Genomic DNA, 24,336 nt, shown 5'->3' on the forward strand with positions numbered 1-24,336 from the left:
CGGGGCGGTCCCGTCAGGGCCGGTACTCGCCCGGCGAGCGGGTGCCGGCCCCCGAAGCGCCCGCCACCTCGCGCTCGATCCAGCGGCAGATCACGTCCACCACATAGGCACGCTCCGCACGGCTCAGTTCCCGCCCCTTCGGGATCCCGTGCCAGCGCTCGAGGCAGGTACGGCAGCACGTCGCGGTCGCGTGCTGGGCGACGAAGACGGGGTGACCCCGGTAGGGGGTCTGCTTGCCGTCCTTGTACGGCTCGGCCGGCGCCAGCCGCTTGGCGATGAGGTCGAGGGCGTGCCAACGGAGGGTGGAGGGGCCGCTCAGCTCCGCGGTGGCCAGGTCGCGCCCGCGCAGATGGAACTTCGCGCGGAAGGGATGACGCGCGATCCGGGCCAGCCGCTGGTCCAGCGAGCGGTCCATCGGGCCCGTGGGGTCGGGCGGCGGGGGTTCGGGGGAAGCGTTCATGTTCCTTCGAGCATATGACCGCCGGCCCGGGACGGTCCCCGCGCGACGCCCGGCGGCCCGACGGTCAGGAGGCGCCTATGCCGCCGTGCTCGACCACCACGTCGTCGCCGCTGCGCGGCGGCGGTATGACGGCCGAGCCCTGGTGCAGCGCCACCGTCCGCGTCGGGGCCGGGATACGGATGCCCTCGGCCCGGTACCGCCTGTGCAGGCGCTTGATGAACTCGTGCTTGATCCGGTACTGGTCGCTGAACTCGCCGACGCCCAGGATCACCGTGAAGCCGATCCGGGAGTCGCCGAACGTGTGGAAGCGGACCGCCGGTTCATGATCCGGAACGGCACCCGTGATCTCCGTCATCACCTCGGCGACCACCTCGGTGGTGACCTTCTCGACGTGCTCCAGGTCACTGTCGTACCCGACCCCCACCTGCACCAGCACGGTCAACTGCTGCTCGGGACGGGTGTAGTTGATCATGTTCGTCTTGGCGAGCTGCCCGTTGGGAATGACGACCAGGTTGTTGGAGAGCTGGCGGACGGTGGTCTGCCGCCAGTTGATGTCCACGACATAGCCCTCCTCCCCGCTGCTCAGCCGGATGTAGTCACCCGGCTGAACGGTCTTGGAGGCGAGGATGTGAATGCCCGCGAACAGGTTCGCCAGCGTGTCCTGGAGGGCGAGGGCGACGGCCAGACCGCCCACGCCCAGGGCTGTGAGCAGGGGCGCTATGGAGATGCCCAGCGTCTGAAGCATCACCAGGAAGCCCATGGCCAGCACCACGACCCGGGTGATGTTGACGAAGATCGTGGCCGATCCGGCGACCCCGGACCTGGACTGGGTGACCGTCCGCACCAGGCCCGCGATGACGCGGCCGGCCGTCAGCGTCACCACGAAGATCAGCAGCACGCTCAGCGTCTGGTTGACGTGGTGCTGCACTGTCCGGGTGAGCGGCAGCACGGCCGCCGCGGAGGCCGCACCGCCGGCGACGGCCGCCCAGGGCACCACGGTGCGCAGGGCGTCCACGATGACATCGTCGCCGCTCCACCTGGTCCGGGTCGCGTGCCGGCCCAGCCAGCGCAGCAGCATCCGCAGCAGGAAGGCCGCCAACAGGCCTGCGGCCAGGGCGATTCCGGCGAGGATCAGGTCGTCGAGGGTAAGCGCCCGGTTCACCTGTCACCGCCCGCACCGAAGAAAGGGCCCCAGGGCCGGATATGAGGAGTCGTCACCTTGCCACCTGCTCGTATTCACGGGATGCACGATCACCTCCGGAGCGGAGTTCGTCGCCCGGAGCGAGGATTCATCCTGCCGTACGACAGTGTCCGACCGTGAAACGGGCGACCGGCAAGGGCCCCTTGACGTCCCGTCGGCAGTGCCCCGGAAAGGCCGACGTTGCGCCTGCGAGGCGCCCCGGCGCACCCGCCGTCGCGTCCCCGGCCCGGCCCGCGGTCACAGGTCCGTGAACGACCCGTGCCGCCCCGCCCCGGCCGCGAAGCGGGCAGCGCCCTCCAGCCCCTCCGCCAGAACGCCCCTGCCGTACCGGAGTTCGCCCCGCAGCGCCGCCTGCTCGTCCAGCCCCTCCTGGTCGAGGACGGAGGCGCGGTCGCCGCGCAGGCACGCCTGCGGGAAGCCGGCGACCTCGGCGGCCAGCTCCTCCGCCTCGGCGCGGGCGCGGCCGGTCGGCACGACCCTGTTGGCGAGCCCCATCCCGTACGCCTCCCGGGCCGGCACCGGACGGCCGGTGAGGATCATGTCCATCGCACGGCTGGTGCCGATCAGCCGCGGCAGCCGTACCGTGCCGCCGTCGATGAGGGGCACGCCCCAGCGGCGGCAGAACACCCCGAACACCGCGTCCTCCTCGGCGACCCGCAGATCGCACCAGAGCGCCAGCTCCAGGCCGCCGGCCACCGCGTGCCCGGCGACCGCCGCGATCACCGGCTTGGACAGGCGCAGCCGGGTCGGCCCCATCGGACCGTCGCCGTCCTCGGCCACCCGGTTGCCGCGCTCGGTCCCCGCCGCCTTCAGGTCGGCACCCGCGCAGAACGTCCCGCCCTCGCCCCACAGCACCGCCACCCGCGCCGACGCGTCCGCCTCGAACGCGCGGAAGGCGTCGGCGAGCGCGGCGGCGGTCGGCCCGTCCACCGCGTTACGGGCCTCGGGGCGCGAGAGGACGACGGTGGTGACGTACCCCTGACGTTCGATCCGGACCGGCATCGGGCTGCCCCTTTCGCGGGCGGGGGAGGGCTTGACCCCGCGAGGTTACTGCCCGGTACGCCGGGTGTCGCCGCCCGGCACGGGGGGACCGTGGACGAGGGTCGCCATCCCGGTCAGATCACTTTCAGCCTCACCAGCGCCCCCAGCGTCAGCGCACCCGGCACCAAGGGCAGCCACACCGTGATGATCCGGTACGCCAGGACCACCGCCGTCGCCACGGCCACCGGGCCGCCCGCCGCGACCAGGGCCACGATCAGCGCAGCCTCCACCGAGCCGATCCCGCCGGGGGTGGGCACGGCGGCGACCGCGACGGTCGCCGCCAGATACGCGACCACCATGTGCAAGGACGGCACCGGAAGGGACAGTGCCCGGCCCACCGCGGCCAGACCGGCCGCCTGGAGTGCGGGGAAAGCCAGCGAGCCGCCCCACAGGGCGAGCGCGCGGGCGGGGCGGGTGTGCACCGAGCGGGCCTCGTCGAGCGCCGTGCGCACGAAAGAGAACACGGCCGTGCGCAGCCGTCGTACCACCAGGACAGCCGTCACCGCGACACACACCGCCCCGGCCGCCGCGAGCAGCAGCGGGCCCGTCGCCGCGGCCGGGACGAGAGAGCCGAGGTGGAGCGCGTGCGGGAAGGTGAGCAGCAGGACCAGCAGCAGAGCGACCCGGGTGATCGCCTCGGCGAGCATGTACAGCGCCAGCGCCGCCGACGAGCGGGCCAGCGGCACCCCGCACACCGTCATGAAGCGCAGATTGACCGCGCCGGCGCCGAACCCGGTCGGCAGCAGGTGGTTGGCCGCGCCCGCCGCGAACTGCGTGGCCAGCAGGCGCCGCAGGGGAAGCCGTTGCACCACCGCGCCCTGCCGTGTGACGGCGGCCGCGACCCAGGTCAGACAGGTCGCACCGGCCGCGGCCACCAGCCACGGCCACTGGGCCGACCGCAGATGGCCGAAGCCCGCCGCCAGCACGGACCAGTGCCGAACCGCGACCACGAGGACGAGGGCGAGCGGGAGCAGGCACAGGATCTGGCGGACCGGAAGACGTCTGGGAAGTCCCTGAGGGAGACGTACGGCAGTCACATCCGCTGAGGCTCTCCGCGCCGCACCAACAGAAGGTTGCGTGCGCGCAGACGGAGGCTGACACACCGGGCAAGGCACGGGAGCGCCCGGCGGGCCGTCGCCGCGCGCGTTGACCTGAACAACGCTCGAGGTTCTACCGTCGGTTTCATGAGCATGGAGACCACCGCCTGGCATCAGCTGCACAGCGTCATGACCGCACAGCAGGAGCGCCGGCCCTTCGCCCGTGCGACCCTGCGCCGCATCGCGGCCTTCGCTCGCCCGCACCGCCGGCGTATCGCGCAGTTCGTCGTGGTCAGCGTGGTGACCGCGCTGCTCGCCGTCGCGACCCCCGTACTCGCCGGCCGCGTCGTCGACGCGATCGTGTCGCACGGCGACCAGGGCAGGGTCGTGGGCCTTTCGTTGCTGATCGCCCTCATCGCGCTCGCCGAGGCCGCGCTCGGGCTCCTCGCCCGCCGGCTGTCGGCCACGCTCGGGGAGGGCCTCATCCTCGATCTGCGGACGGCTGTGTTCGATCATGTGCAGCGCATGCCGGTCGCGTTCTTCACACGCACCCGTACGGGAGCGCTCGTCAGTCGTCTCAACAACGACGTCATCGGCGCCCAGCGCGCCTTCAGCAACACCCTGTCCGGGGTCGTCGGCAACGTCGTCACGCTGCTGCTCACCCTCGGCGTGATGCTCACCCTCTCCTGGCAGATCACCCTGCTCGCCCTCGCGCTGCTGCCGGTCTTCGTAGTGCCGGCGCGGCGGATGGGCAGCCGTATGGCACGGCTCCAGCGGGAGGCCGCCGACCTCAACGCCGCCATGGGCACCCGGATGACCGAACGGTTCTCCGCGCCCGGCGCCACCCTCGTCAAACTCTTCGGACGCCCGGAGGAGGAGTCCGCCGAGTTCGCGGCGCGGGCCCGGCGGGTGCGGGACATCGGGGTGCGGACGGCGATGGCACAGTCGGCGTTCATCACCGCCCTGACACTCGTCTCCGCCCTGGCGCTCGCCCTGGTCTACGGCCTCGGCGGCTGGTTCGCCCTGCGCGGCACCCTGGAGCCGGGCGCCGTGGTCTCGCTCGCCCTGCTGCTCACCCGGCTGTACGCGCCGCTGACCTCCCTCGCGGGCGCCCGGGTGGAGGTCATGAGCGCCCTCGTGAGCTTCGAGCGTGTCTTCGAAGTGCTCGACCTCAAGCCGCTGATCGAGGAGAAGCCCGGGGCGCGGAGCGTCCCCGAGGGGCCGGTGTCGGTGGAGTTCGACAACGTCCGCTTCGGCTACCCGGCCGCCGACCGGGTCTCCCTCGCCTCACTGGAGGAGGTGGCGGCCCTGGACACGCGCGGCGGGGCCGAGATCCTGCACGGCGTCTCCTTCCACGCCGCACCCGGCCAGACGGTCGCACTCGTGGGCTCCTCGGGCGCCGGCAAGTCCACCGTCGCCGCGCTCCTGCCGCGGCTGTACGACGTCGACCAGGGCACCGTGCGCGTCGGCGGGATCGACGTCCGCGAGCTGAGCGCGGCCTCCCTGCGCGAGACGCTCGGCATGGTCACGCAGGACGGCCACCTGTTCCACGACACGGTACGGGCGAACCTGCTGCTCGCCCGCGCGGAGGCGACCGAGGACGAGCTGTGGGAGGTGTTGCGCCGGGCGCGTCTGGAGGAACTCGCACGTTCCCTTCCCGACGGCCTCGACACGGTCGTCGGCGAGCGCGGCTACCGCCTGTCCGGCGGCGAACGCCAGCGGATGACGATCGCGCGCCTGCTGCTCGCCCGGCAGCGCGTCGTCATCCTGGACGAGGCCACCGCCCATCTCGACAGCACCTCGGAGGCGGCCGTCCAGGAGGCCCTGACGGAGGCCCTGGAAGGCCGTACCGCCGTGGTCATCGCCCACCGTCTGTCCACCGTACGGGCCGCCGACGTCATCCTGGTCGTGGAGGCCGGCCGGATCGTGGAGCGGGGCACGCACGAGGAGTTGCTGGCCGTGGGCGGACGGTACGCGGAGCTGTACCGGACACAGTTCGAGAAGGGGCAGGTGTCCTCTAGGACGGCGCGGGCCGGGGCGGGCGCGGAGACCGGGACGCAAGGCTCCGGCCTGGACCTCACGGTGGGCGGCTGAGCTGCCCGGACCATAGCGTGAAGGGACGGGTGGTGCGGACGGAGGGGGAGGGGCAGGAAGGGAGACGTGACGATGCAGGGGACGGAGATGGACTACGCGGCGCTGTTCGCCGCCACACCGAGCCCCTACCTGGTGCTCGCCCCCGACCTGGTCATCGCGGAGGTCAATCAGGCGTACCTGGACGCGACCCGGCGGACCCGGGACGACCTGATGGGACAGCACATCTTCGAGGCCTTCCCGGACAACCCCGCCGACCCCGAGGCCGACGGGGTGCGGAACCTGAGCGCCTCGCTGCACCGGGTCCTCGTGTCCCGGGAGCCCGACACGATGGGGCTGCAGAAGTACGACATCCCCATCGTCGGGCGGGCCGGCGCGTTCGAGGAGCGCTGGTGGTCCCCGGTCAACACGCCGATCCCCGGTCCGGACGGGAGCGTGGCCTGGATCATCCACCGGGTGGAGGACGTCACCGACTACGTCCATGCCCGCGCGCGAGGCAGCCGCCGCACGTCGACGCAGCTGACCGAGCGCGAGGCACTGGAAGCGGAGCTGTACGCGCGGGCACGCGAGCTGCAAGTGCTGAACGAGGAGCTGAGGCAGGCCCACAACCGTGAACGGCAGGTGGCCGTCACCCTCCAGGAAGCCATGCTCCAGGCCCCCGACCTGGCCCGGCACGAGAACGTGGCGGTGCGCTATCTGCCCGCCACCGGCTCGCTCAACGTGTGCGGCGACTGGTACGACGTCGTGGACCTGCCGGACGGCCGCTTCGCGGTGGCGGTCGGCGACGTCGTCGGCCACGGTCTGGAGGCCGCCGCCGTGATGGGGATGCTCCGCAGCGCGCTGGGCGCGGCCATGCGTGCGCTGGAGCGGCCGGCCCAGGCCATGGAGGTGGTGGGCCTGTACGCCCGGTCCGTCGAGGGTGCCCTGAACACCACGGCCGTCAAGGCCATGGTGGACCCCCGCAGCCGCTTGATCATCTACAGCAACGCGGGGCACCCGCCCCCCGTGCTGGTGCACCCGGACGGCGCTTGCGAACTTCTGGACCAGGCGACGGACCCGCCGCTTGGGGCCCGGCCCCAGCATGTACCCCGCCCCCAGGCCGGCCAGCCGTACACACCCGGGGACCTCCTGGTGCTCTACACCGACGGGCTGATCGAGCGGCGCGACGAGCACATCGACGCGGGCCTGGGCCGTCTGACGGAGGCCCTGCGCCGCTACTGCGCCCTCAGCCCCGAGCGCCTGGCCGACACGATGCTCGCGGAACTCGGAGTGGCCGGCGGGGGCCGCGACGATGTCGCGCTGGTCATCGTACGGCTGTGAAGGGGAGGGTTTCGGACGGGGAAGATGTCTCGTCCAGCCGTCGAGGTGCCGTGCCCGGCTGGACGGCCCGCCGTCCGGCTGCGACGGCGGGCCGGGACCCGCGGGCCGGGACCGCGGCGACTGAAGCGATCAGGCGGGTTCGCGCCCGCGCCGGACCGCCGTGCCGCCCGGGGTGGGTCGCCCGGCCGCTTCGACATCGCTCACCTCAGAAGCAGGACCAGCACCGCCGACCATGCGATTTCCACGGCGAGGGCGCCGAGCGACCACGGCCACGCACGCCGCCGGTAGCCCCGGATCGAGGCCACCGTGACCGCCGCCATCAGCAGCGGACCCGCGACCCCGAGGAAGACGTCGACGACGCCGTCCCCGATGAACAGCCGGAGAAGGGATCCGAGCCCGATCATCGCCGCGAGCGTCAGCGACAGGGCCAGGACGTTCCACCTGATCCGGTGCCACACCTCGGCTCGAGGCTCTTGTCCGTATGCCGCGGACAACGGGGACCGGTTCAGTTCCCCCTGGAGATCATCATTTTTGCGGTTAGGCACGTGGGGTAACGTACCGCAGGCCACGATCCGAACACGGGGGTGTATGCATGGGCTTCGACGTGCACGCGGACGATCTCGACGGTTATGCCGCTCAAGTGGGAAGAGCGGCGGAGGACTTCCAGCACGCCGGTCGTTACGCCCAGCAGTACGGCCATGTGGCGTTCTCCGACGAAGGCCTCATCGCGCTGCTCTCCGGGGCGCACAGCAGCGTCCTCGAACGCGTGAGCGCGGCCCTGACAAAGGCCGAATCCGTGCTGCGGGCAGCGGAGAAGGAGCTCAGCAAGAGCGCCAAGTACTACCGCGAGACCGATCACGCCAACGCGGCCTCGCTCGATGCCACCTACCCCACCAGCAAGCGCTGATCCCCGCTCATACGAATGGAAGATGCCGAGTGTCCGGGTTCTCCGACACCGTCGAGCCGTCAAGCCGGCTGACGCCGCCCAAGACGCCCGAGGAGTTCTCCCAGGGGCCGCTGCTCGACCTCTTCAACGACGTCAGCGACCTGGTGAGCCCCACGTACTGGATCACCGAGGCGTACAACGCGGTCTTCGGATTCAACCCGCTCGACGAGGTGATCCAGTGGTTCGCGGGTGACTGGGAGTCCTTCGCCAAGTGCGCCGAAGTATGGGAGAACATCGGCAAGGCCTGTGACGACATCGCGAAGAACCTCGGCTCCGGCAACACGGCGCTCGACGCGACGTGGAACGGCAACGCCGCGGACGCGGCCTATGTGTACTTCGACGAACTGGCCAAGAAGCTCAACCAGAGCGGCCAGACCTTCGGATCCCTCGCCGACACCTACAAGTACCTCGCACACGCCGCGTACTCGACCGCGGAGGGCATCAAGGGCTTCCTCGGCGGCATCCTCGACGGCCTGATCATCGTGGGCGTCGAGATGGCGGCCGGCACCCTGCTGTCGTGGACCGGCGCGGGCGCCCTGGTCGGCTACGGCCTGGCCGCCCTGGAGATCACCCGGATCCTCAACATGTGGGGTGAAGCCACCAAGATGTTCGGCAACGCCCAGGCCATCGTCAACACCGGAGTCGGCACGCTCGAGGGCCTCGGGGCGGCCGTCTACAGCCACCTTCAGAACTTCCCGTCGGTCGGCGCCGCTTACGACAATCCGGCCGTCGCCTAGGCCACGGGTGAAAGGGGACGCGAACCATGGCTGACGAGGAACGCCGGATCGGCGACGCCGACTTGATGGACATCACGCACGACGAGGTACGGGCCAGGGCCCTGCGCAAGTCCCTCCAGCGGCTGGCGGACAGCCAGGGGGGCAACGGAGCCCTTCAGGAGATGGCACGCGAGGTCCTCTCCGGCCGTATCGGCCTGCGCGAGGCGCTGCGTGTCGGCGCCTACTCCGAGGCGCTCGGCGAGCGCGTCGCCCAGGCGCGCCAGGAGTACGAGCAGCAGTCCCCGGAGGAGCGGGAGCAGCAGCGGGCCGAAGCCGCGCGCTATCTCGAGGCGCAGCGCGAGGAGATCGAACAGGAACGGCAGCAGCAGGCCGCCCGCCCCGGCCCCGGCGCCCGGCACAGCGGCCGCGACTGGCGGCTGTAGGGGAACCCGCGCGGCGAGCGCGCTCCGCCTCCGCGGCACCCTCGGCCACGCTGGGGCCGCCGACCCGGCGGGCGCGCGGGAGTTGCCGGGCCGCTTCCTGCGCGCGGAGCCGTGCTCCGCACGCAGGCGCGGCGCGTCGGCCCCGGGCGGTCACACGGTGGGCGGGAGCGGATTACGGGGGCGGCGGGCGCGTGCGGCCCGAGGCGCGAGCCCAGGGGCCGGTCGCGGCGCCGCGCGCTTGCCGTCGTTCACGGCAGCGCCACCACCTGGGCGGCGTGGGCGAGACCGGCGCCGAAGCCGACGAGCAGGGCCGGGTCGCCGCTGGAGAGGGTGCCGTGGGAGAGCAGGTCGTCCAGGGCGAGCGGGATGGACGCCGCCGACGTGTTGCCGGCGGTGACGACGTCCTTGGCCACCGCGGTGTGCGGGGCGAGCCCCAGCGACTTCGCGGCGGCGTCGACGATACGGGCGTTGGCCTGGTGCGGGACGAAGGCGGCGAGGTCCGTGACGTCCAGGCCCGCGCGCTCCAGCGCCTGCCGGGAGATCTCCGGCACGATCCGGGTCGCCCAGCGGAACACCTCCGGCCCGGCCATCCGCAGCGTGGGCCAGGGGACGGTCCTTCGTCGGGCGTCCACCCAGCTGCGGTCATGGGCGATGAGGTGATGCCGTTCGCCGTCGGAACCCCACACCACCGGTCCGATGCCGGGTGTGTCGGACGGGCCGACCACGACCGCTCCTGCGCCGTCGCCGAAGAGAAACGCGGTGCCGCGGTCCTCGGGATCGACGATGTCGCTCATCTTCTCCGAGCCGACCACCACGACGGTACGGGCGTCTCCGGAGCGAACCAGGGAGTCGGCCAGGCCGAGCGCGTAGCAGAACCCCGAACACGCCGCGCTGATGTCCAGGCTGCCGGCCGAGCGGGCGCCGAGCTGGTGCGCGACGCGGGGCGCGCCGGCCGGCGCCTGCTCCAGGAAGGACATGGTGGCCAGCAGCACCATGCCGACATCGCCCGGGTGGGTGCCCGACTGGGCCATTGCCTTGCGGGCGGCCTCCACGGCCATGGTGACCACTGTCTCGTCGGGCCCGGCGAAGCGCCTGCTGACGATGCCGGAACGGCGCCGGATCCAGGCGTCGCTGGAATCGATGCGGGCGCAGATCTCGTCGTTGCCCACCACCCGGGTCGGCCGGTACACGCCCACGCCGAGGATGCGGGATCCGGGCCGGCGCTCGGGCACGCGAAGACGCGCCATCACGCCTCCCCCACGGAGCCGGCGGCCTCGGGGGGCGTGCGCACCGCCGACGCGGCGAGCTCGCCGTCCTCGTAGCGCGCCCGGCAGGCCCGGCGCTGCACCTTGCCGCTCGACGTCTTCGGCAATGCGCCGCGGCGCACGACCAGGACCTCGTCGGCATTCAGCCGGTGGTCCTCGTACACGGCGTCGCGCACCCGCGCCCGCAGGGCCTGCGCGCCCGGCGACTTCAGCACCCGTCCATCGGCCTCGACGACCACCACCAGCCGCTCCCGCGTGCCGTCGTCCACCGAGAAGGCGGCCGCGCAGTTGGGGTGCAGCCCCGGCGCGGCCCGCTCGGCCGACAGCTCGACGTCCTGGGGATAGTGGTTGCGGCCCTGACGGATGATCACGTCCTTGAGCCGTCCGGTGACGTACAGCTCGCCGTCGTGGAGGAAGCCGAGGTCTCCGGTGCGCAGGTGGGTGCCGGCTCGAACGTCTTCCTCTCCCGCGACGCGGGCGCGGAAGGTGGCCTCGCTCTCCTGCGGACGTCCGCGGTAACCCCCGGCCACACAGGGCCCGTTGATCCATATCTCGCCGACCCGGCCCGGCGGGCAGGGCCTGCGGGTGTGCGGGTCCACGATCCGTACCCGGGTGCCGGCGACCGTCCCGCCGCTGCTGACGAGCGGGAGCGCCCCGTCGGCATCCTCACCGGCCTGCTCCACGATGCCCTCGCGCAGCGCCTCGGCGGAAAGCCACAGGACGGACGGCTCCCGGTCCTGGCGGTCGCCCGTCGCCTTCAGCGTGTTCTCGGCGAGGCCGTAGCCGGGACACATGGCCTCGGGGCGGAAGCCGTGCGGTGCGAAGGCCGTGGTGAAGGCCTGGACGGTCTGCCAGCGGACCGGCTCGGCACCGTTGGCCGCCACCCGCCACCGGGACAGGTCGCCGACCTGGCCCGTCTTGCCCTCCGCGGCGGCGCGGGCACACAGCTCGTAGGCGAAGCTCGGCGCCGCGGCGTGGGTGCCGCCGAACCGCGCGATGGCCTCCAGCCAGCGCGCTGGGCGGCGGATGAAGGACTCGGGGGCCATCAGGTACGAGGGGATGCCCGCCCACAGCGGCATGACCACCCCGAAGAGCATGCCCATGTCGTGGAAGAGCGGCAGCCAGTTGACGACCGTGCCGTGCGGCTCGCACGGCCAGAGCTCGTCGGTCTCGGCCACGTTGGCCAGGAAGTTGGCGTGGCTGACCATGACGCCCTTCGGGTCGCCGGTGGACCCGGAGGTGTACTGCAACAGCGCGATGTCGTTGGGGCCGGGGGCGGGGAGCGCCGGCCCGGCGGCGTCGGCCGGCACGGCTCCGGGGCCGTCGGTGGCCAGCAGGGTGAGGCCGGCCAGTTCGGGTAAGGCGCCGAAGCGGTCGCGTATCTCGTCCCGCACCTCTGCGGTGGTCAGCACGGTGGTGGTGCCGGCGTCGTCGGCGATGCGGCGCAGACGGCGCACGCCCTCCCGGCGGCGCGGTACCTGTACCGGTGCCGCGGCCACGCGGCCGTACATGCAGCCCAGCAGAGTCCGCACGAACTCCAGGCCCGAGGGGTACAGCAGGACGGCGTTCGCGCCGCGCAGGCCGGCCGCGCCGAACGCCGCGGCCCGTGCGAGGGCGGCGTCGTGCAGCTCGCGGTAGGTCAGCGTGGAGTCCGGCTCCTCGCCGTCGCGCAGGAAGACGTAGGCGGTTTCGTCGGGTTGCTTCTCGCTGCGCACGCGCAGGGCGTCGGGCAGGGTGCCCACCTCGTCCTCGTGCGGATCGAGTCCGGTGGTCGTCACGTCTCAGATCTCCTCGTCCGGCCCGGCACTCGCCCGGGGCGGGCATGTCGTCGGGGTGGGGACAGCGGAAAGCGCGGAGAACGGCGTCAGCACGGCGGCGAGCAGCTCCGGGATGCTCGGGATGACCGGGCGCGGATCCTCCGGTACAGATCGGTGGAGAGGGGATTCCATAGCGCGTCCTTTCCGTAAAACAGAGATCCACCACCACTGCTCCGGCGCATTTCCTGCTGCCCGCACGACGTTACCCGGGGCGCGGTATCCGGATTTCATGTGTGCGGTCATACCCCGGTAACCGTGTGTCCTCGGAGAGTTCCTGGCGTTCCTTTTCGGAAAAGGGCGCGGAGTCGAGCGTCGGCGTGCCGGTGAAAGACTCCGGCGCCCGGAGGGAATCCACCGGGCGCCGGAGCGGGGGACGCGAGGGGTCAGGCCGCGTGCTCCTGGTCGGGGACGGGGCGGTCGACGGCCAGCCGCCACTGCCCTTCGGCGTTGCGGACGAGCACGTCGGTGCAGGTGCCGTGCATGTGGGTGATCTGGCCGTCCGGTCCGGGGATGTCCAGCTCGTAGTCCACGATGAGCAGCGAGGTGTCGCCGGTGGTGTACGTCTGCAGCACCTTCGAGTTGATCCTCGGACCGGTGTTCAGGAATTCCTTGAAGAAAGCGGTGCGGGCCTCGCCCGACAGCGGACCTCCGGAGATGTTGGAAATCGCGTCGGCGGTGTACATGGAGTCGTACAGGGCACCGTCGCCCGAGTTGAAGATGCGGACGAACAGGTCGTTCTGCTGGTCAGGGTCCTCGGGGATCACGGAACCGAGGGGTTCGGGCATGGCGTATCACTCCTGGTTGTTTTCCGGTATCGACGGCTTCGGTCTCGTGCCCGGCCCGGAGGCACCGGCCGGGCCAGGGTCACAGCAGCGGCGTGTCGGGGTCGAGGCCGAGCAGGACGCGGCCGTAGACCTCCATGTTCGAGCTGAGCAGGATCCAGCCGTGCAGGGCGAGGCCCTGGACGTCGCGGTGGAAGCGCTGGAGGGGGACCTCCCGGCGGATCACCGAGGCGCCGCTCGCGTTGTAGAGGATCTCCACGGCCTCCTTGGCGAGTTGCACCGCGTAGGCGCTGTGCCCGCGGATCGCGGCCCGCTCCTGAAGCGTCGGCTCCTCGCCGGCGTCGGCGCGCTGCTGAAGGGTGCGGTACATGGCCGCGGCGAGGGCCTCCGCCGCCGCGATCTTGCTGGCGGCGGTCCCGAGCTGGATCTGCGTGAGGGGGTGCTGCGTCTGCTCGGTCCAGGAGGTGTAGCTGATACCGCGGCCCGGCAGGCGCTCGAGGAACAGCTCGTAGGCGCCGCGGGCGATGCCGACGAAGGTGGAGACGGCCTGCGAGAACAGGAAGCCGTACAGGCCGTAGCCACGGCCGGCGGGCGGTGCGGGCAGCTCGATGCCGGCCGCGGCTGCGGCTTCCGCCTCGGCGGGGATGACCACGCGGTGCGCCGGTACGAAGACGTCCTTGGCGGTCGCCGTGGAGCTGCCGGTGGCGGCCAGCGCGGACGCGTTCCAGTCGTCGGCGAAGGTGAACTCGGAGATCGGCACCAAGGCGATGGCGTCGAGCAAGGACCCGTCGGCCTCTTCGACGAAGGCGAGCATCATGTTCCACTCGGCGCCCTGACAGCCGGAGTTGAACCCCCAGGTTCCGTTGAGGACATAGCCGCCCTCGGTGGGGGAGAGGACGCCGGTGGGGCTGAAACCGCCGGAGATGCGGGCGGAGCCGTGGGAGAAGACCTCCTCCTGGAGTTCCTCGGAGAAGAGCGTGACCATCCAGGCGCTGGACACCCACACCATCGAGACCCAGCTGGAGGCCGGGCAGCCGCGCGCGATCTCGGCGAGGACCCGCGACTGGTCCTCCAGGGAGAAGTCGAGGCCGCCGAAGCGGTGGGGTGTGGCCATGCGGAAAACCCCGGCCTTGTCCAGGAGCTCGATATTCTCCTCGGGCAACCAACGCCGGTTTTCGGCCTCGAGGCCGTTCTCCCGGAGTTTGGGGACGATGCTCCGCACTGCGTCCAGCACTGATGCGACATCGGTGCCATTTTTGGCCATTGAGGCTCCTCGCTCGATCACACGGACGGGGATTCGCGTGTACGGCGCCGTCCGGCGAATTGCGTAGGCGGCGGGCCGACGCGCCCTGGGAACTCACGGAATCGTGACAGAGCCCGTCCCGAGCGCGGTCACGGATCGGTAACTTGGGATTCCGGCGGGAGCGGTGGATCGCTGATTACCTGCCGGTGGCGGCCGGATGGATAGGGTGCACCCGGGTTCCGCTTCGCGCTTTCGGGCCAGGTCAGGGCGATGTGTCGAGGCGGCGGGTGCTTACCGCAAGGTAAGTGCTCACCAGAAAGTAAGTACTTACTTCAAAGCGTGTGCCTAGCTTAGGGTCAGGCCTGTACCGCAACGCTGTTTTCGACCCTGGAGCACCCCCTGTCTTACCGATGGGTAAACCTGTACGCGACTCGTGGCTAAATCTTCTTGTCCATCATCGGTATTCGTTCACCCAGCCTTGTTCGCCGCCCCAGCCTTCTTCGGTGACATGCTGAAGAGAAACCTATGACCAGGGTCACAGCGGGGGCGGTACGCGCAGGTGGAGAGGCAACAGCATCGCGGGGGTGTTCCTTCGGAATCCGCTGGACAGTTACGACGTGGGGAGAACTGTGCAATTCCGGATCCTGGGACCTCTGGAATCGTTGGACGAGGGCCGACAGGTGGCGCTGGGGGGCACCAAGCAGCGAGCGACGCTCGGCTATCTGCTGCTGCGGGCCAACCGGGTCGTCGCGACCAGTCAGCTGCTTAACGTCCTGTGGCCCGTGGAAGACGCGCCCACCTCGGCGCGCAAGATCCTTCAGAACGCCGTATGGGGGCTGCGGCGTGTATTCACCTCACCCCAGGGCGCGGAACGCCCGGCCCTGGTGACCCAGCCACCCGGCTACCGGCTCGCGGTCGATCCCGACGACGTCGACCTGTACCGCTTCCAGCGGGTGGTCGAGGAAGGGCGGGCCAAGCTCGCGGCGGGCTCGCCTCGGGAGGCGGCGCAGCTGCTGCGGGGCGCACTGGAGTTGTGGCGTGGGCCCGCTCTGGCGGATCTGGTCGAGGCGGGGATCAACTGGCCGGAGTTGACCGCGGTGCAGAACTCTCGCCTGGACGTCATGGAGGACTACTTCGACGCCGAACTGGCATGCGGTCGGCAGCACGCCGTACTGGGCGAACTCGAGGCGATGGTCGAGGACACGGCCCTGCGGGAGCGCTCCTGCGGCCAGTTGATGCTCGCCCTGTACCGCAGCGGCCGGCAGGCCGACGCGCTGAACGTCTACGGCCGGGTGCGGCACGTCCTGGTCGAGGACCTCGGGCTCGAGCCCGGCCGGGAGCTCCAGCTGCTCCACCAGGCGATCCTCACCCAGGACCCCTCGCTCAACCTCCCGGAGGTGCTGCACATCAGCGGCGAGCCGCACGGCCCCCTGTCCCCGGTGCCTCCGATACAGCCCGCGGCGCAGGACCGTGACCACCCGGACCCCGCGGTGTCGCAGGTGCCGGCCCCCGAACCGCCGGGCGACACGGAGCGGCCCGCCCGTGCGGAGACGGAGCGGGACGCCGCCCCCGCGCAGGCGGTGGCCGGATCCGTACAGCGCCGCCAGGTCGCCGTGCTGTTCGTGCGCGCGCAGCTCCTGGCCGCCGACGACGCACCCGCCGACGCCCCCTACGGCCTGGGCACAGCCGACGCGGACGAGTTGCTGGAGCGCGTCTCGCGCTGGACACAGGAGAGCATCGAGCACTTCGGCGGCTCCGTGACGGCCACCATCGGCTCGGTGTCCATGGCCGTGTTCGACTCGTCGGACGAGACCGACGACGCGGCACGCGCGGTGCTCAGCGCCCTGGCCATCCGGGACGGCCTCAACGCGCCCGTAGGGCCGATGGCGCAGTTGGACGGCGCGGGGCCGGCGCTGTCCCTGCACGCCGCGGTCGCCACCGGAGAAGCCCTCCTGCGCTACCGGGAGACCGCGGACGGCGCGCCGGCCACGACGATCAGCGGGACGCTGCTGGACCGCTGCCACGCCCTGCTGTCGCGCGCCGCCGCCGACGGTATCCGGGTGTGCGACCGCACCCTGGAGCGCACCCGGTCGATGATCGAGTACGTGACCGACGACGCGGACAAGGGGGTGGCCCTCGGTATCCGCGCCGACTACATGGACCTGGCGACCATGCCCACCGTGGAGCGCGAGTTCGAACTGGGGCTCCTGGGCGGTCTGCTGAAGAGGGCCATGCACCGGTCGACCCCGCACCTGGTCACGGTGCTCGGCGAGCCCGGCAGCGGCAAGACCCGCTTCCTCGCGGAATTCGGCAACGTTGTCCAGGAACAGGTCTACCTGGCCAGATTCCAGGCGGGCCGGGCCCCGTTGTCGGGCAAGGACAGCATCTTCGCCCTCCAGGCGGAACTGGTGTCCGCCCTGTGCGGAGTGCAGCCGAACGACGGTGTCCAGATGGCGCTGGCCAAGCTGGAGCGGACGGTGCGCGGCCTGGTCGGCGAGGAGCGGGTACACCGGCTGCTGCTCTGCCTGACGCCGCTGCTCGATCCGTCGGGGGCGCCGGCCGGGCCGGTGGATCCGGAATCGGAGCTGGACGCCTGGCTGCACTTCCTGGAACGCAGCGTGCTCGACCGGCCGTTGGTCCTGGTCATCGACGATCTGCACCGGGCGGACAACGCGCTGCTCGACTTCGTCAGCGGGCTGGCGGACTTCTCCGGGGTCCCCCTGCTGGTGGTGGCCTCCGCCCGCCCGGAACTGTTCCAGCGGCGCGCGGACTGGGGCGGCGGCAAACACCACTTCACATCGATGACCCTGGAGCCCCTGTCGGACGCGGCGGTCGACAAGCTCTTCGACTTCGCGATGGCCTCGGCCGCCACCCGGCGCGCAGAACCGCAGCGTCCCGCATCCGGCGCCCCGGCCGGGGCACGGCCCGTCGGCGCCGGCGAACGGCCCGACGAGCGCCGCAGGCGCTTCATCATGCGGACCCTGCTGGCCCTAGGCCGTCCCCGGCAACTCGGGGCGGCCCGGACCTGCGGAGCCGTCGCGAGCTGAGCGCCGCCGACAGCGATGTGGTGTGGCCCGGGTGCGAGGCACCCGGGCCACACCACATCCCGGCCGGCGGCGCGGCCGGGATGTTCAGACCTGGATGGGAAGGTGCTCCCGGCCCCACGCGCCCAGCGGCTTGAGCGCCTCGTTGAGTGCGACACCCTGCGGAGTCAGGGAGTACTCGACGCGCATGGGCGTGACGTCGTAGGTTTCGCGGTGCACGATTCCGTCCGCTTCCAGCTCCCTCAGGTGCTGGATCAGGACCTTCTCGCTGACGTCCGGAATGGCCCGCTTCAACTCACCGAAACGACGGTGCTGCTGGGCGAGCGCCCAAAGAATGACCACCTTCCACTTGCCGCTGATGACTTCCATCGCGGCATCCAGCCCACAGTGCGTCGGCCTGAGCCTCACGCTCAAGATTGCACCCCCGCAAGTGCTCATGGAGACATGGGTCTTTACTTGATCGTTGCCGTCATGCTAAGGCGTGGCGGTCACGGTGACACAACCGGATTCTCGGCCAACCGGGCGGCGCGCGGACCCCGCGAGAACTTCGGTGCCGGTGCCGGTGTGCTCACTCAGGGCCGAAGAACGCCACCTCGTCCTGGTCGCCGAGTCGCGCGCACACATCGCGCAGTGCCGTATCCAGCGCCGCGATCTCATCGTCGGTGAGATAGATCGACGGTTCGAACCGGAGGGTGTTGGCGGCGCTCGCCGTCGGGAAGGTGCGAATGCGGTGCGCGCGCAGCAGATATCCGGCGACGACGTATCCGAGCATGTCCGACCGGGCCGCCTCGCGCAGCCGGGGAGCCGCCGCCCCGGAAAGGTCGCGGAATTCCAGGCCCAGCATCAGTCCCTTGCCCCGTACCTCCTTCACCACCCCCGGATAGCTGTCCAGGAGCGAGCGGAACAGGCCCGCCAGCCGCGCACCCCGCTCCGCGGCCTGCCGGTAGGCCTGCCCGTCCTGGGCCTCCAGCACGTCCAGCACCGTGTGCGTCACGGCGAGGGACAGACCGTCCTTGGCGAAGGTCGAGGTGTGCACGAGGTCGAACTCCCGGCGGAACCGCTCGCCGCGGACCAGGGTGAGGGCGGTCTTCACGATGCCGCCGCCGAGGCCCTTGGCCAGGGTGTAGTAGTCGGCCTGCAACCCGATCAGTGAGCTGGCGAAGAACGCGCCGGTGCGGCCCATGCCGCTTTGGATCTCGTCGACCACCACCGGGCAGTCGAGCGCCGCGCACGCCTCCCGGATCCGCCGCGCCTGCCGCTCGGTGACCTCCCTGATGCCGCCCTCTCCCTGGATCACCTCCATGAACAGCGCCGCGAACAGCGGGAAGTCCCGCTCGACCACGCTCACCCGCCCGTCCTCGAGGCGGAGGTCCAGCAGCACCTCCCGCTCCTCCTCGGCGATCTTGGCGATCGCCTCGGGCTGGTCGAAGGGGACGAACCGTGCCCGCGCGGCCATGGCCCCGAACGGCGTGCGGTAGGCCGGGTTGTGCGTCAGCTGGACACTGCCCACGAGCTTGCCGTGGAAGGAACCCTCCAGGGCGAGGAAGACCGGAGGCCGCGCCGCGACGGCGGCATTGGCCGCCCGCACCCGCTCCGCGAGGGCCTCCACGTCGCCGTCCGCGTCGGCGGACAGCACGGCCGTCCCCGCCCGCACCGCCTCCCGTGCCCGTTCGACGTGCCCGGCGATCTCCTCGAGCAAGGCCCGCACCCTCAGCTGCCGGTCGAACTCCGCGTGCTTGAGCGCGACTTCGACGGATTCGGCGCCGCTGTTGGAGAAGACCCCGTAGTACGGCTCGGCGGTGCCGAACTCACGGCGGACGATGTCGTTGAGACGGGCGACCACACGGGCGGCGGCCGGCTGCCGGGAGGCCTGGGCGAGCACGGGACGGCGGGCCCCCAGGAACCTTTCGACGGCGGCGGCGACCTCGGGGTGGTTGTGCCCCAGGACGAGGGCCCCGTAGCCACCGGCGTAGTCGATGACGGGCACCTCCCGACCGGTCTCGTCGAGGAAATACAGCGTGTTGCCCTCGCCGCGCACGTACTCGACGTCGATACCGAGGAGGGCCAACAGCTCCTGCATGGCGGGTTCCGCGAGCCCGGACTGCGGTGACGGAGAATTCATGCCTGTCCTATCTGCGTCGTCGCCTGCGGCGGAAAGAGAGGGCGGACCCGGACGGCTGATGCAAAACGAGAAACTCCGCCGCCGGGGCACGAGCCATGCCGGGATTTTACGAGCGACTTTCCAACGGCCGGTCATGCGCCGGTAAGTGTGCGGTTCCGCCGCAGGCGTTAGTGCCGCGTTACCTATCGGTGGACGGGGCCTGTACCCGTGCTGGATACCGTGACGGCGGCCTGTCGCGGTCGGCGCCCGGTGGGCTCCGAGCCCCGAGCCGTCCGGCGGACGCCGACCGGCGGCGCACGTCGAGATGGGAAGGATGACATGCGTTCCTCGCTGCGTGAGGTAATGTCCCGGTTCGCCACGGGGGTGATCGTGGTGGCCGTGGGCGGTGAACACGTCCACGGCATGACGGCCAACGCGTTCACCTCCGTGTCGCTCGACCCGCCGCTGGTCCTGTGCTGCGTCGCGCACAGCGCGGTGATGCACGGCGCGATCAGCGCCGCCGGGCGGTTCGCGGTGTCCGTGCTCGGAGCGGACCAGGAGGACGTGGCCCGGCATTTCGCGGACAAGAACCGGCCGCTCGGCTCCGCGCAGTTCGCCGCCCTGGACTGGCGGCCCGGCCCGCTCTCCGGCGCACCGCTGATTTCCGGCGCACTGGGCTGGCTGGAATGCGCTTTGGACCGCTCTCACGATTCCGGGGACCACACGATATTCCTCGGTTCGGTGCTCGACGCCCGGTCTGGCGACGACGGGCCCGGACTTCTTTTCTACAACGGCTCCTTCCGTTCGGTCGACGCCGTCGGGTCGACGCCGGACCGGGTGCGCACTTTGCAGTAAGTACTTGAGCCTTATTCAGTTCCCCGACTAGCTTGAGAAACACCGCTTGAGCGAAGGCCGCCGTACCGGTGGCCCCCGGGGCATGCCCGTTTGAAATCGATATGTGTCAAGGAGAGTGATCGTGGTGGCCGGTGAGAATCGTGCGCCCGTGACGGTGATCGGCCTCGGGATGATGGGGGCGGCCCTCGCCGGCGCCTTCCTCAAGGCGGGGCACCCGACGACCGTGTGGAACCGGTCCGCCGGAAAGGCCGACGCCCTCGTGGAACAGGGCGCGCGCCGCGCCGCGGACGTCGGTGAGGCGGTGGCCGCCGCGGACATCGTGGTGGTCTGCGTGGTCGACTACGAGGCCGCGCACGCCATCCTGGACCCGGTGAGCGACGCCCTCGCCGGAAAGGTCGTCGTCAACCTGACGTCCGGGCTGCCCGAGGACGCCCGGGAGGCGGCCAAGTGGGCCGAACGGATCGGCGCGCAGTACCTCGACGGCTACATCATGACGGTGCCGCCGGCCGTCGGACTGCCGCAGACCCTGCTCTTCTACGGCGGTTCGAAGGAGACCTTCGAGGCCCATCAGCAAACCCTCAAGGTGCTCGGCGGGAACAGCGTCCACCTCGGCCCCGACGCGGGCATCGCCGCCCTGTACGACCTGGCACTGCTCGGCATCCTGTGGTCCACGCTGACCAGCGCCCTGCACGGCTTCGCACTGGTCGGCAGCGAGAAGGTGCCGGCGTCGGCCCTGCTGCCCTTCGCCGAGGCGTGGATCACGCATGTCGCCCTCCCCAGCATCAAGGGGGCGGCGCAGCAGGTCGACGCGGGACAGTACGAGACCAACATCTCCACCGTCGGCCTGAACGCCGTCGGACTGGCCAAGATGATCAAGGCGAGCGAGGCGCAGGGCATCCGACCCGACCTGATGGTGCCCATCAAGGAGTTCCTCGAGAAGCGGGTCGCCGACGGCCACGGCGCCGACGCGCTCGCCAGCATGATCGAGGTCATCCGCAAGCCCGAATAGCGGCGGTGCGCACGGCCTTCCGGCCGTGCCGGCCTCGTGGTCGCCCGGCACGGCTCTCCCCCAGCCGTGCCGGGCGACCACGTCTGCCCGACCGTCACCCGGTCCGGCCGGCCAGCGCCTTTGCCAGCCAGGAGAAACCCTGGTCGCCGTGGCCCGCGCTCACCTCGCGTCGGACCAGCCGCCAAGCGGCGTCCAGAACATCGGTGTTCAGGCCGCGGGCCTGGGCGGTGCGCACCACGTGCTCCATGCCCGCGGACGCCGACCGCACGCTGGAGCGGTCGCCCGGGTGCCGGTCCTGCGCGATGCGTTCCGCGTAGCCGGCGACGATGTCGGGCAGCTGCCGCATACCCGCCTGCGCGAACGGTGCGAGACTCGTGGCCGGGATGCCCTCGGCCTCGGCCAGCGCGAAGGCGTGCACCACACCGCTCATCGCGGTCCAGAACAGGTCCAGCAGCGCGATGTCGTGCGCCGCGGCCCGGCCCGGGTCCTGGCCGAGGTACACCCCGGTGCCACCCAGGGCCTCCAGCGTCCGCCGGTGGGCCGTGTGGGCCCGCTCCGTGCCGCTGTAGAGCACCAGCGCGTCGGGGCCGCCGATGGAGGTGGTCGGCGTCATGATCGCGCCGTCCAGGTAGTCGATGCCGCGCGCGGCCGCCCAGGCCGCCATCTCGCGGGCGCGTTCGGGCGTGTCCGCCGTCAGGTTCACCACCGTCCGGCCGATCAGGAACGGGGCGACGGGGCCGACGATGTGGCGCACCACGTCGTAGTCGAGCATGCACACCACCACCAGCGGACTGGCGTCCACCGCGGCGGTAGGGGTGGACGCGAGGGTCGCACCACGGCCGACCAGCGCGTCGGCACGGGACGCGGTGCGGTTCCACACGGTGGTGGGGTGGCCGTTGAGCAGGAAGGCGTCGGCGAGGGCCTGCCCCATGGGGCCGAGGCCCAGGACCGTCACCGGTGGGCGCGGCAGGTCGGCCGGGCGGCCCGGCCGTTCCGAGAGCTGATTGGTCGTCATGCAGCCGACCGTAGGCCCTGACGTCGGGGTGAGAGTCAACCGGAAGGGCGGAGAAGACAGTGCGGATCGGTGAGCTGGTCAGGCGGACCGGAGCCACCCACCGGGCCCTGAGGTACTACGAGGAACAGGGACTGCTGCGGCCGTCCCGCACAGCCAGCGGCTACCGCGAGTACGACGAGGAGGACGTGGCCACCGTCGGCCGGATCCGTGTGCTGCTGGCCGCGGGACTGAGCACGGCGGCCATCGCGGAGCTGCTGCCGTGCCTGCGCGAGGAACGGCTCGACCACGCCCCCGTGTGCGGCGAGCTGCGTTCGGCCCTCGCCGGCGAGCGCGAGCGGATCAGGGGCACCATCGAAGACCTGAGGGCGGCCCTGTCGGTGCTGGACGGGGTCATCGCCGGCACACACCAGCTCAGGCGCCCGCAACGGCGGCCCGCCGCCCGCCCCGTGGCGGCCAATCCCACCGCCTGGCGCAGGCCGAGGACGGTCCCGTCCGCCGGCCCCGACCACCCGGCCGGGCGCGGGAGCGGCGGCAGAACGAGCGGTGGGCCGGCGGTTACGGACCGTCCCTAGCCTGAGGCCCGACAGACCAACCCCCTTGCCCACTTCCTGGAGGCAGCCTGTGTCCGCTCCGTCCTGTCCTTATGCGATGGACCCCTCCGGCCGAGACATCCAGGGCGAGGCCGCCCTGCTGCGCGAACGAGGCCCGGTGACCCAGGTGGAGCTGCCCGGCGGGGTCGTCGTATGGGCCGTCACCGACACCGCCACCATCAAGAGCCTGCTGACCGACCCGCGGGTGTCGCGCGACACCTACCAGCACTGGCCCGCCTGGGAGAACGGCGAGGGCGAGCTCGCGCAGAGCTGGCCGCTGGCGATGTGGGTGGCCGACCGCAACATGATCACCGCCTACGGCGAGGAGCACAGCCGGCTGCGCAAACTCGTCGCCAAGGCCTTCACCGCCCGCCGCACCGCCGCGCTGCGGCCCCGGGTGGAGGCCATCACCGCCGCACTGCTCGACGCGATAGCCGAAAAGGGCCGGCACGGCCCGGTGGACCTGCGGGAGGACTTCGCCTACGGGCTGCCGACCCAGGTGATCTCCGAACTACTCGGCATCCCCGACCGGATGCGCGACGAACTGCTCGGCATCATCGGCGCCTGGATGACCAACCAGGTCTCGGCGGAGGAGGTCGCCGGCTACGAGCGCCGTGTGTACGAACTGCTCGCCGAACTGGTCGCCTTCAAGCGCGCGGAACCCGCCGACGACCTGATCAGCGCCCTGGTCACGGTACGGGACGACGACAACGGGTCCGGGCTGACCGAGCGGGAGCTGGTGGACACCATCCTGCTGACCTTCACGGCGGGCCACGAGACCACGGCCAATCTGATCGACCAGGCGGTCTACGCCCTGCTCACCCACCCCGACCAACTCGCCCTGGTCCGCCTGGGCGAGGCGGCCTGGGAGGACGTGGTCGAGGAGGCGCTGCGCCTGGAGGCGCCCTTCGCCAACCTTCCCCTGCGGTACGCGGTGGAGGACATCCGGATCGGTGACGTGACGATCGCCAAGGGCGACGCCATCATCATCTCCTTCGCCGCGTCCGGCCGGGACCCCAAGGTGCACGGGGAGACCGCCGACCGTTTCGACATCACCCGCGCCACCCGCAAGGACCACATCGGCTTCGGCCACGGTGTGCACTATTGCCTCGGCGCCCCTCTGGCCCGGCTGGAAGCCGGGGTGGCGCTGCCCGCCCTGTTCGCGCGCTTCCCGGAGATGGCGTTCGCCAAGCCGGCGGAGGAACTGCTGCCGTTGGAGTCGTTCGTCTCCAACGGGCACCGCGAACTTCCGGTGCGCATCGGGACGCCTGCCGCCGTGTGAACCCCGTGAGACACCCGGACGGCCCGCCGTACGCACCCCCCGGCCGGACCCTGGCGCGGGGGGGGCGGGTGGGGTGGG

The 24,336-nt window shown here is 71.4% G+C and carries 22 protein-coding genes and 1 pseudogene; 10 read left to right on the plus strand and 13 right to left on the minus strand.

Going from position 1 to position 24,336, the window contains the following annotated elements; all coding sequences use genetic code 11:
- Positions 1 to 13 precede the first annotated feature (13 nt).
- The 4 genes from ABZ823_RS26525 to ABZ823_RS26540 all read right to left on the minus strand — a co-directional run bounded on the left by ABZ823_RS26525 (position 14) and on the right by ABZ823_RS26540 (position 3,739).
- On the minus strand, positions 14 to 460 hold the full coding sequence (locus tag ABZ823_RS26525; protein ID WP_361665309.1) for a DUF4186 domain-containing protein: 447 nt from the start codon (positions 458 to 460) through the stop codon (positions 14 to 16).
- A gap of 64 nt (positions 461 to 524) precedes the next feature.
- Complete coding sequence (locus ABZ823_RS26530; protein ID WP_361665311.1) at positions 525 to 1,622, minus strand: mechanosensitive ion channel family protein; 1,098 nt, start codon at positions 1,620 to 1,622, stop codon at positions 525 to 527.
- Between the two features lie 276 nt (positions 1,623 to 1,898).
- Complete coding sequence (locus ABZ823_RS26535) at positions 1,899 to 2,663, minus strand: crotonase/enoyl-CoA hydratase family protein (RefSeq protein WP_361665313.1); 765 nt, start codon at positions 2,661 to 2,663, stop codon at positions 1,899 to 1,901.
- Between the two features lie 113 nt (positions 2,664 to 2,776).
- Positions 2,777 to 3,739, minus strand: a complete 963-nt coding sequence (locus ABZ823_RS26540; RefSeq protein ID WP_361665315.1) for a lysylphosphatidylglycerol synthase transmembrane domain-containing protein — start codon at positions 3,737 to 3,739, stop codon at positions 2,777 to 2,779.
- Positions 3,740 to 3,892: 153 nt separating this feature from the next.
- Between ABZ823_RS26540 and ABZ823_RS26545 the strand changes: the two genes are divergently transcribed.
- Positions 3,893 to 5,833: an ABC transporter ATP-binding protein gene (locus ABZ823_RS26545; RefSeq protein ID WP_361665349.1), complete on the plus strand. Its 1,941-nt coding sequence runs from the start codon at positions 3,893 to 3,895 to the stop codon at positions 5,831 to 5,833.
- Positions 5,834 to 5,905: 72 nt separating this feature from the next.
- Positions 5,906 to 7,150, plus strand: coding sequence for a SpoIIE family protein phosphatase (locus tag ABZ823_RS26550; protein WP_361665351.1), 1,245 nt, complete (start codon positions 5,906 to 5,908; stop codon positions 7,148 to 7,150).
- A 200-nt stretch (positions 7,151 to 7,350) separates the two neighbouring features.
- On the opposite strand, the gene ABZ823_RS26555 is transcribed toward ABZ823_RS26550, so the two are convergent.
- Complete coding sequence (locus tag ABZ823_RS26555; RefSeq protein WP_361665317.1) at positions 7,351 to 7,695, minus strand: hypothetical protein; 345 nt, start codon at positions 7,693 to 7,695, stop codon at positions 7,351 to 7,353.
- A 47-nt stretch (positions 7,696 to 7,742) separates the two neighbouring features.
- Between ABZ823_RS26555 and ABZ823_RS26560 the strand changes: the two genes are divergently transcribed.
- From ABZ823_RS26560 to ABZ823_RS26570, 3 genes are read left to right on the plus strand one after another with little or no spacing between them, the layout of a single operon-like run.
- Positions 7,743 to 8,057, plus strand: coding sequence for a type VII secretion target (locus ABZ823_RS26560; RefSeq protein ID WP_361665319.1), 315 nt, complete (start codon positions 7,743 to 7,745; stop codon positions 8,055 to 8,057).
- Between the two features lie 29 nt (positions 8,058 to 8,086).
- Positions 8,087 to 8,833: a hypothetical protein gene (locus tag ABZ823_RS26565; RefSeq protein WP_361665321.1), complete on the plus strand. Its 747-nt coding sequence runs from the start codon at positions 8,087 to 8,089 to the stop codon at positions 8,831 to 8,833.
- A 26-nt stretch (positions 8,834 to 8,859) separates the two neighbouring features.
- Positions 8,860 to 9,255: a hypothetical protein gene (locus tag ABZ823_RS26570; RefSeq protein ID WP_361665323.1), complete on the plus strand. Its 396-nt coding sequence runs from the start codon at positions 8,860 to 8,862 to the stop codon at positions 9,253 to 9,255.
- 248 nt (positions 9,256 to 9,503) lie between these two features.
- On the opposite strand, the gene ABZ823_RS26575 is transcribed toward ABZ823_RS26570, so the two are convergent.
- From ABZ823_RS26575 to ABZ823_RS26595, 5 genes are all read right to left on the minus strand, one after another.
- On the minus strand, positions 9,504 to 10,502 hold the full coding sequence (locus tag ABZ823_RS26575; RefSeq protein ID WP_361665325.1) for a beta-ketoacyl-ACP synthase III: 999 nt from the start codon (positions 10,500 to 10,502) through the stop codon (positions 9,504 to 9,506).
- Entirely contained in the window at positions 10,502 to 12,298 is a 1,797-nt protein-coding gene (locus tag ABZ823_RS26580; RefSeq protein ID WP_361665327.1) for a fatty acyl-AMP ligase, read from the minus strand. Before ABZ823_RS26580 ends, ABZ823_RS26575 begins: the two co-directional genes overlap by 1 nt.
- 3 nt (positions 12,299 to 12,301) lie before the next feature.
- Positions 12,302 to 12,469 carry a hypothetical protein gene (locus ABZ823_RS26585; protein ID WP_361665329.1) on the minus strand — a complete coding sequence of 56 codons (168 nt, stop codon included), beginning with the start codon at positions 12,467 to 12,469 and terminating at the stop codon, positions 12,302 to 12,304.
- A 251-nt stretch (positions 12,470 to 12,720) separates the two neighbouring features.
- A complete protein-coding gene (locus tag ABZ823_RS26590) occupies positions 12,721 to 13,122 on the minus strand; it encodes a DUF4440 domain-containing protein (RefSeq protein ID WP_361665331.1) in 402 nt (133 codons plus the stop codon).
- Positions 13,123 to 13,201: 79 nt separating this feature from the next.
- Complete coding sequence (locus ABZ823_RS26595) at positions 13,202 to 14,383, minus strand: acyl-CoA dehydrogenase family protein (RefSeq protein WP_361665333.1); 1,182 nt, start codon at positions 14,381 to 14,383, stop codon at positions 13,202 to 13,204.
- Positions 14,384 to 15,024: 641 nt separating this feature from the next.
- On the opposite strand from ABZ823_RS26595, the gene ABZ823_RS26600 reads away from it, so the two are divergent.
- Complete coding sequence (locus ABZ823_RS26600) at positions 15,025 to 17,409, plus strand: BTAD domain-containing putative transcriptional regulator (protein WP_361665335.1); 2,385 nt, start codon at positions 15,025 to 15,027, stop codon at positions 17,407 to 17,409.
- An 84-nt stretch (positions 17,410 to 17,493) separates the two neighbouring features.
- Here the strand turns inward: ABZ823_RS26600 and ABZ823_RS26605 are convergent, their stop codons facing one another.
- Positions 17,494 to 17,844: a helix-turn-helix domain-containing protein gene (locus ABZ823_RS26605; protein WP_361665337.1), complete on the minus strand. Its 351-nt coding sequence runs from the start codon at positions 17,842 to 17,844 to the stop codon at positions 17,494 to 17,496.
- Between the two features lie 130 nt (positions 17,845 to 17,974).
- Positions 17,975 to 19,528 carry an aminotransferase class III-fold pyridoxal phosphate-dependent enzyme gene (locus tag ABZ823_RS26610; protein WP_361665339.1) on the minus strand — a complete coding sequence of 518 codons (1,554 nt, stop codon included), beginning with the start codon at positions 19,526 to 19,528 and terminating at the stop codon, positions 17,975 to 17,977.
- 318 nt (positions 19,529 to 19,846) lie between these two features.
- Between ABZ823_RS26610 and ABZ823_RS26615 the strand changes: the two genes are divergently transcribed.
- Both ABZ823_RS26615 and ABZ823_RS26620 read left to right on the plus strand, forming a co-directional pair.
- Positions 19,847 to 20,362, plus strand: coding sequence for a flavin reductase family protein (locus ABZ823_RS26615; RefSeq protein ID WP_361665341.1), 516 nt, complete (start codon positions 19,847 to 19,849; stop codon positions 20,360 to 20,362).
- A gap of 124 nt (positions 20,363 to 20,486) precedes the next feature.
- Positions 20,487 to 21,371, plus strand: coding sequence for an NAD(P)-binding domain-containing protein (locus ABZ823_RS26620; protein WP_361665343.1), 885 nt, complete (start codon positions 20,487 to 20,489; stop codon positions 21,369 to 21,371).
- 94 nt (positions 21,372 to 21,465) lie between these two features.
- Here ABZ823_RS26620 and ABZ823_RS26625 read toward each other — a convergent pair whose 3' ends face one another.
- Entirely contained in the window at positions 21,466 to 22,386 is a 921-nt protein-coding gene (locus tag ABZ823_RS26625) for an NAD(P)-binding domain-containing protein (protein ID WP_361665345.1), read from the minus strand.
- A gap of 59 nt (positions 22,387 to 22,445) precedes the next feature.
- Here ABZ823_RS26625 and ABZ823_RS26630 point away from each other — a divergent pair.
- A pseudogene (locus tag ABZ823_RS26630) lies at positions 22,446 to 22,781 on the plus strand (MerR family transcriptional regulator); the annotation flags it as partial.
- A gap of 253 nt (positions 22,782 to 23,034) precedes the next feature.
- Entirely contained in the window at positions 23,035 to 24,258 is a 1,224-nt protein-coding gene (locus ABZ823_RS26635) for a cytochrome P450 (RefSeq protein ID WP_361665347.1), read from the plus strand.
- The last annotated feature ends 78 nt before the right edge of the window (positions 24,259 to 24,336 follow it).

Origin of the sequence: Streptomyces sp. NPDC047079 (assembly GCF_040643755.1) — a bacterium.
Lineage (GTDB): Bacteria > Actinomycetota > Actinomycetes > Streptomycetales > Streptomycetaceae > Streptomyces.

What these genes read in the sequence shown, in the direction of transcription:
- ABZ823_RS26545 (WP_361665349.1), top strand. Translation starts at nt 3,893, where the DNA reads ATGGAGACCACCGCCTGGCATCAGCTGCACAGCGTCATGACCGCACAG.
- ABZ823_RS26590 (WP_361665331.1), bottom strand. Translation starts at nt 13,122, where the DNA reads ATGCCCGAACCCCTCGGTTCCGTGATCCCCGAGGACCCTGACCAGCAG.
- ABZ823_RS26585 (WP_361665329.1), bottom strand. Translation starts at nt 12,469, where the DNA reads ATGGAATCCCCTCTCCACCGATCTGTACCGGAGGATCCGCGCCCGGTC.
- ABZ823_RS26535 (WP_361665313.1), bottom strand. Translation starts at nt 2,663, where the DNA reads ATGCCGGTCCGGATCGAACGTCAGGGGTACGTCACCACCGTCGTCCTC.
- ABZ823_RS26635 (WP_361665347.1), top strand. Translation starts at nt 23,035, where the DNA reads ATGGACCCCTCCGGCCGAGACATCCAGGGCGAGGCCGCCCTGCTGCGC.
- ABZ823_RS26560 (WP_361665319.1), top strand. Translation starts at nt 7,743, where the DNA reads ATGGGCTTCGACGTGCACGCGGACGATCTCGACGGTTATGCCGCTCAA.
- ABZ823_RS26615 (WP_361665341.1), top strand. Translation starts at nt 19,847, where the DNA reads ATGCGTTCCTCGCTGCGTGAGGTAATGTCCCGGTTCGCCACGGGGGTG.
- ABZ823_RS26570 (WP_361665323.1), top strand. Translation starts at nt 8,860, where the DNA reads ATGGCTGACGAGGAACGCCGGATCGGCGACGCCGACTTGATGGACATC.
- ABZ823_RS26595 (WP_361665333.1), bottom strand. Translation starts at nt 14,383, where the DNA reads ATGGCCAAAAATGGCACCGATGTCGCATCAGTGCTGGACGCAGTGCGG.
- ABZ823_RS26610 (WP_361665339.1), bottom strand. Translation starts at nt 19,528, where the DNA reads ATGAATTCTCCGTCACCGCAGTCCGGGCTCGCGGAACCCGCCATGCAG.
- ABZ823_RS26575 (WP_361665325.1), bottom strand. Translation starts at nt 10,502, where the DNA reads ATGGCGCGTCTTCGCGTGCCCGAGCGCCGGCCCGGATCCCGCATCCTC.
- ABZ823_RS26525 (WP_361665309.1), bottom strand. Translation starts at nt 460, where the DNA reads ATGAACGCTTCCCCCGAACCCCCGCCGCCCGACCCCACGGGCCCGATG.
- ABZ823_RS26625 (WP_361665345.1), bottom strand. Translation starts at nt 22,386, where the DNA reads ATGACGACCAATCAGCTCTCGGAACGGCCGGGCCGCCCGGCCGACCTG.
- ABZ823_RS26605 (WP_361665337.1), bottom strand. Translation starts at nt 17,844, where the DNA reads ATGAGCACTTGCGGGGGTGCAATCTTGAGCGTGAGGCTCAGGCCGACG.
- ABZ823_RS26550 (WP_361665351.1), top strand. Translation starts at nt 5,906, where the DNA reads ATGCAGGGGACGGAGATGGACTACGCGGCGCTGTTCGCCGCCACACCG.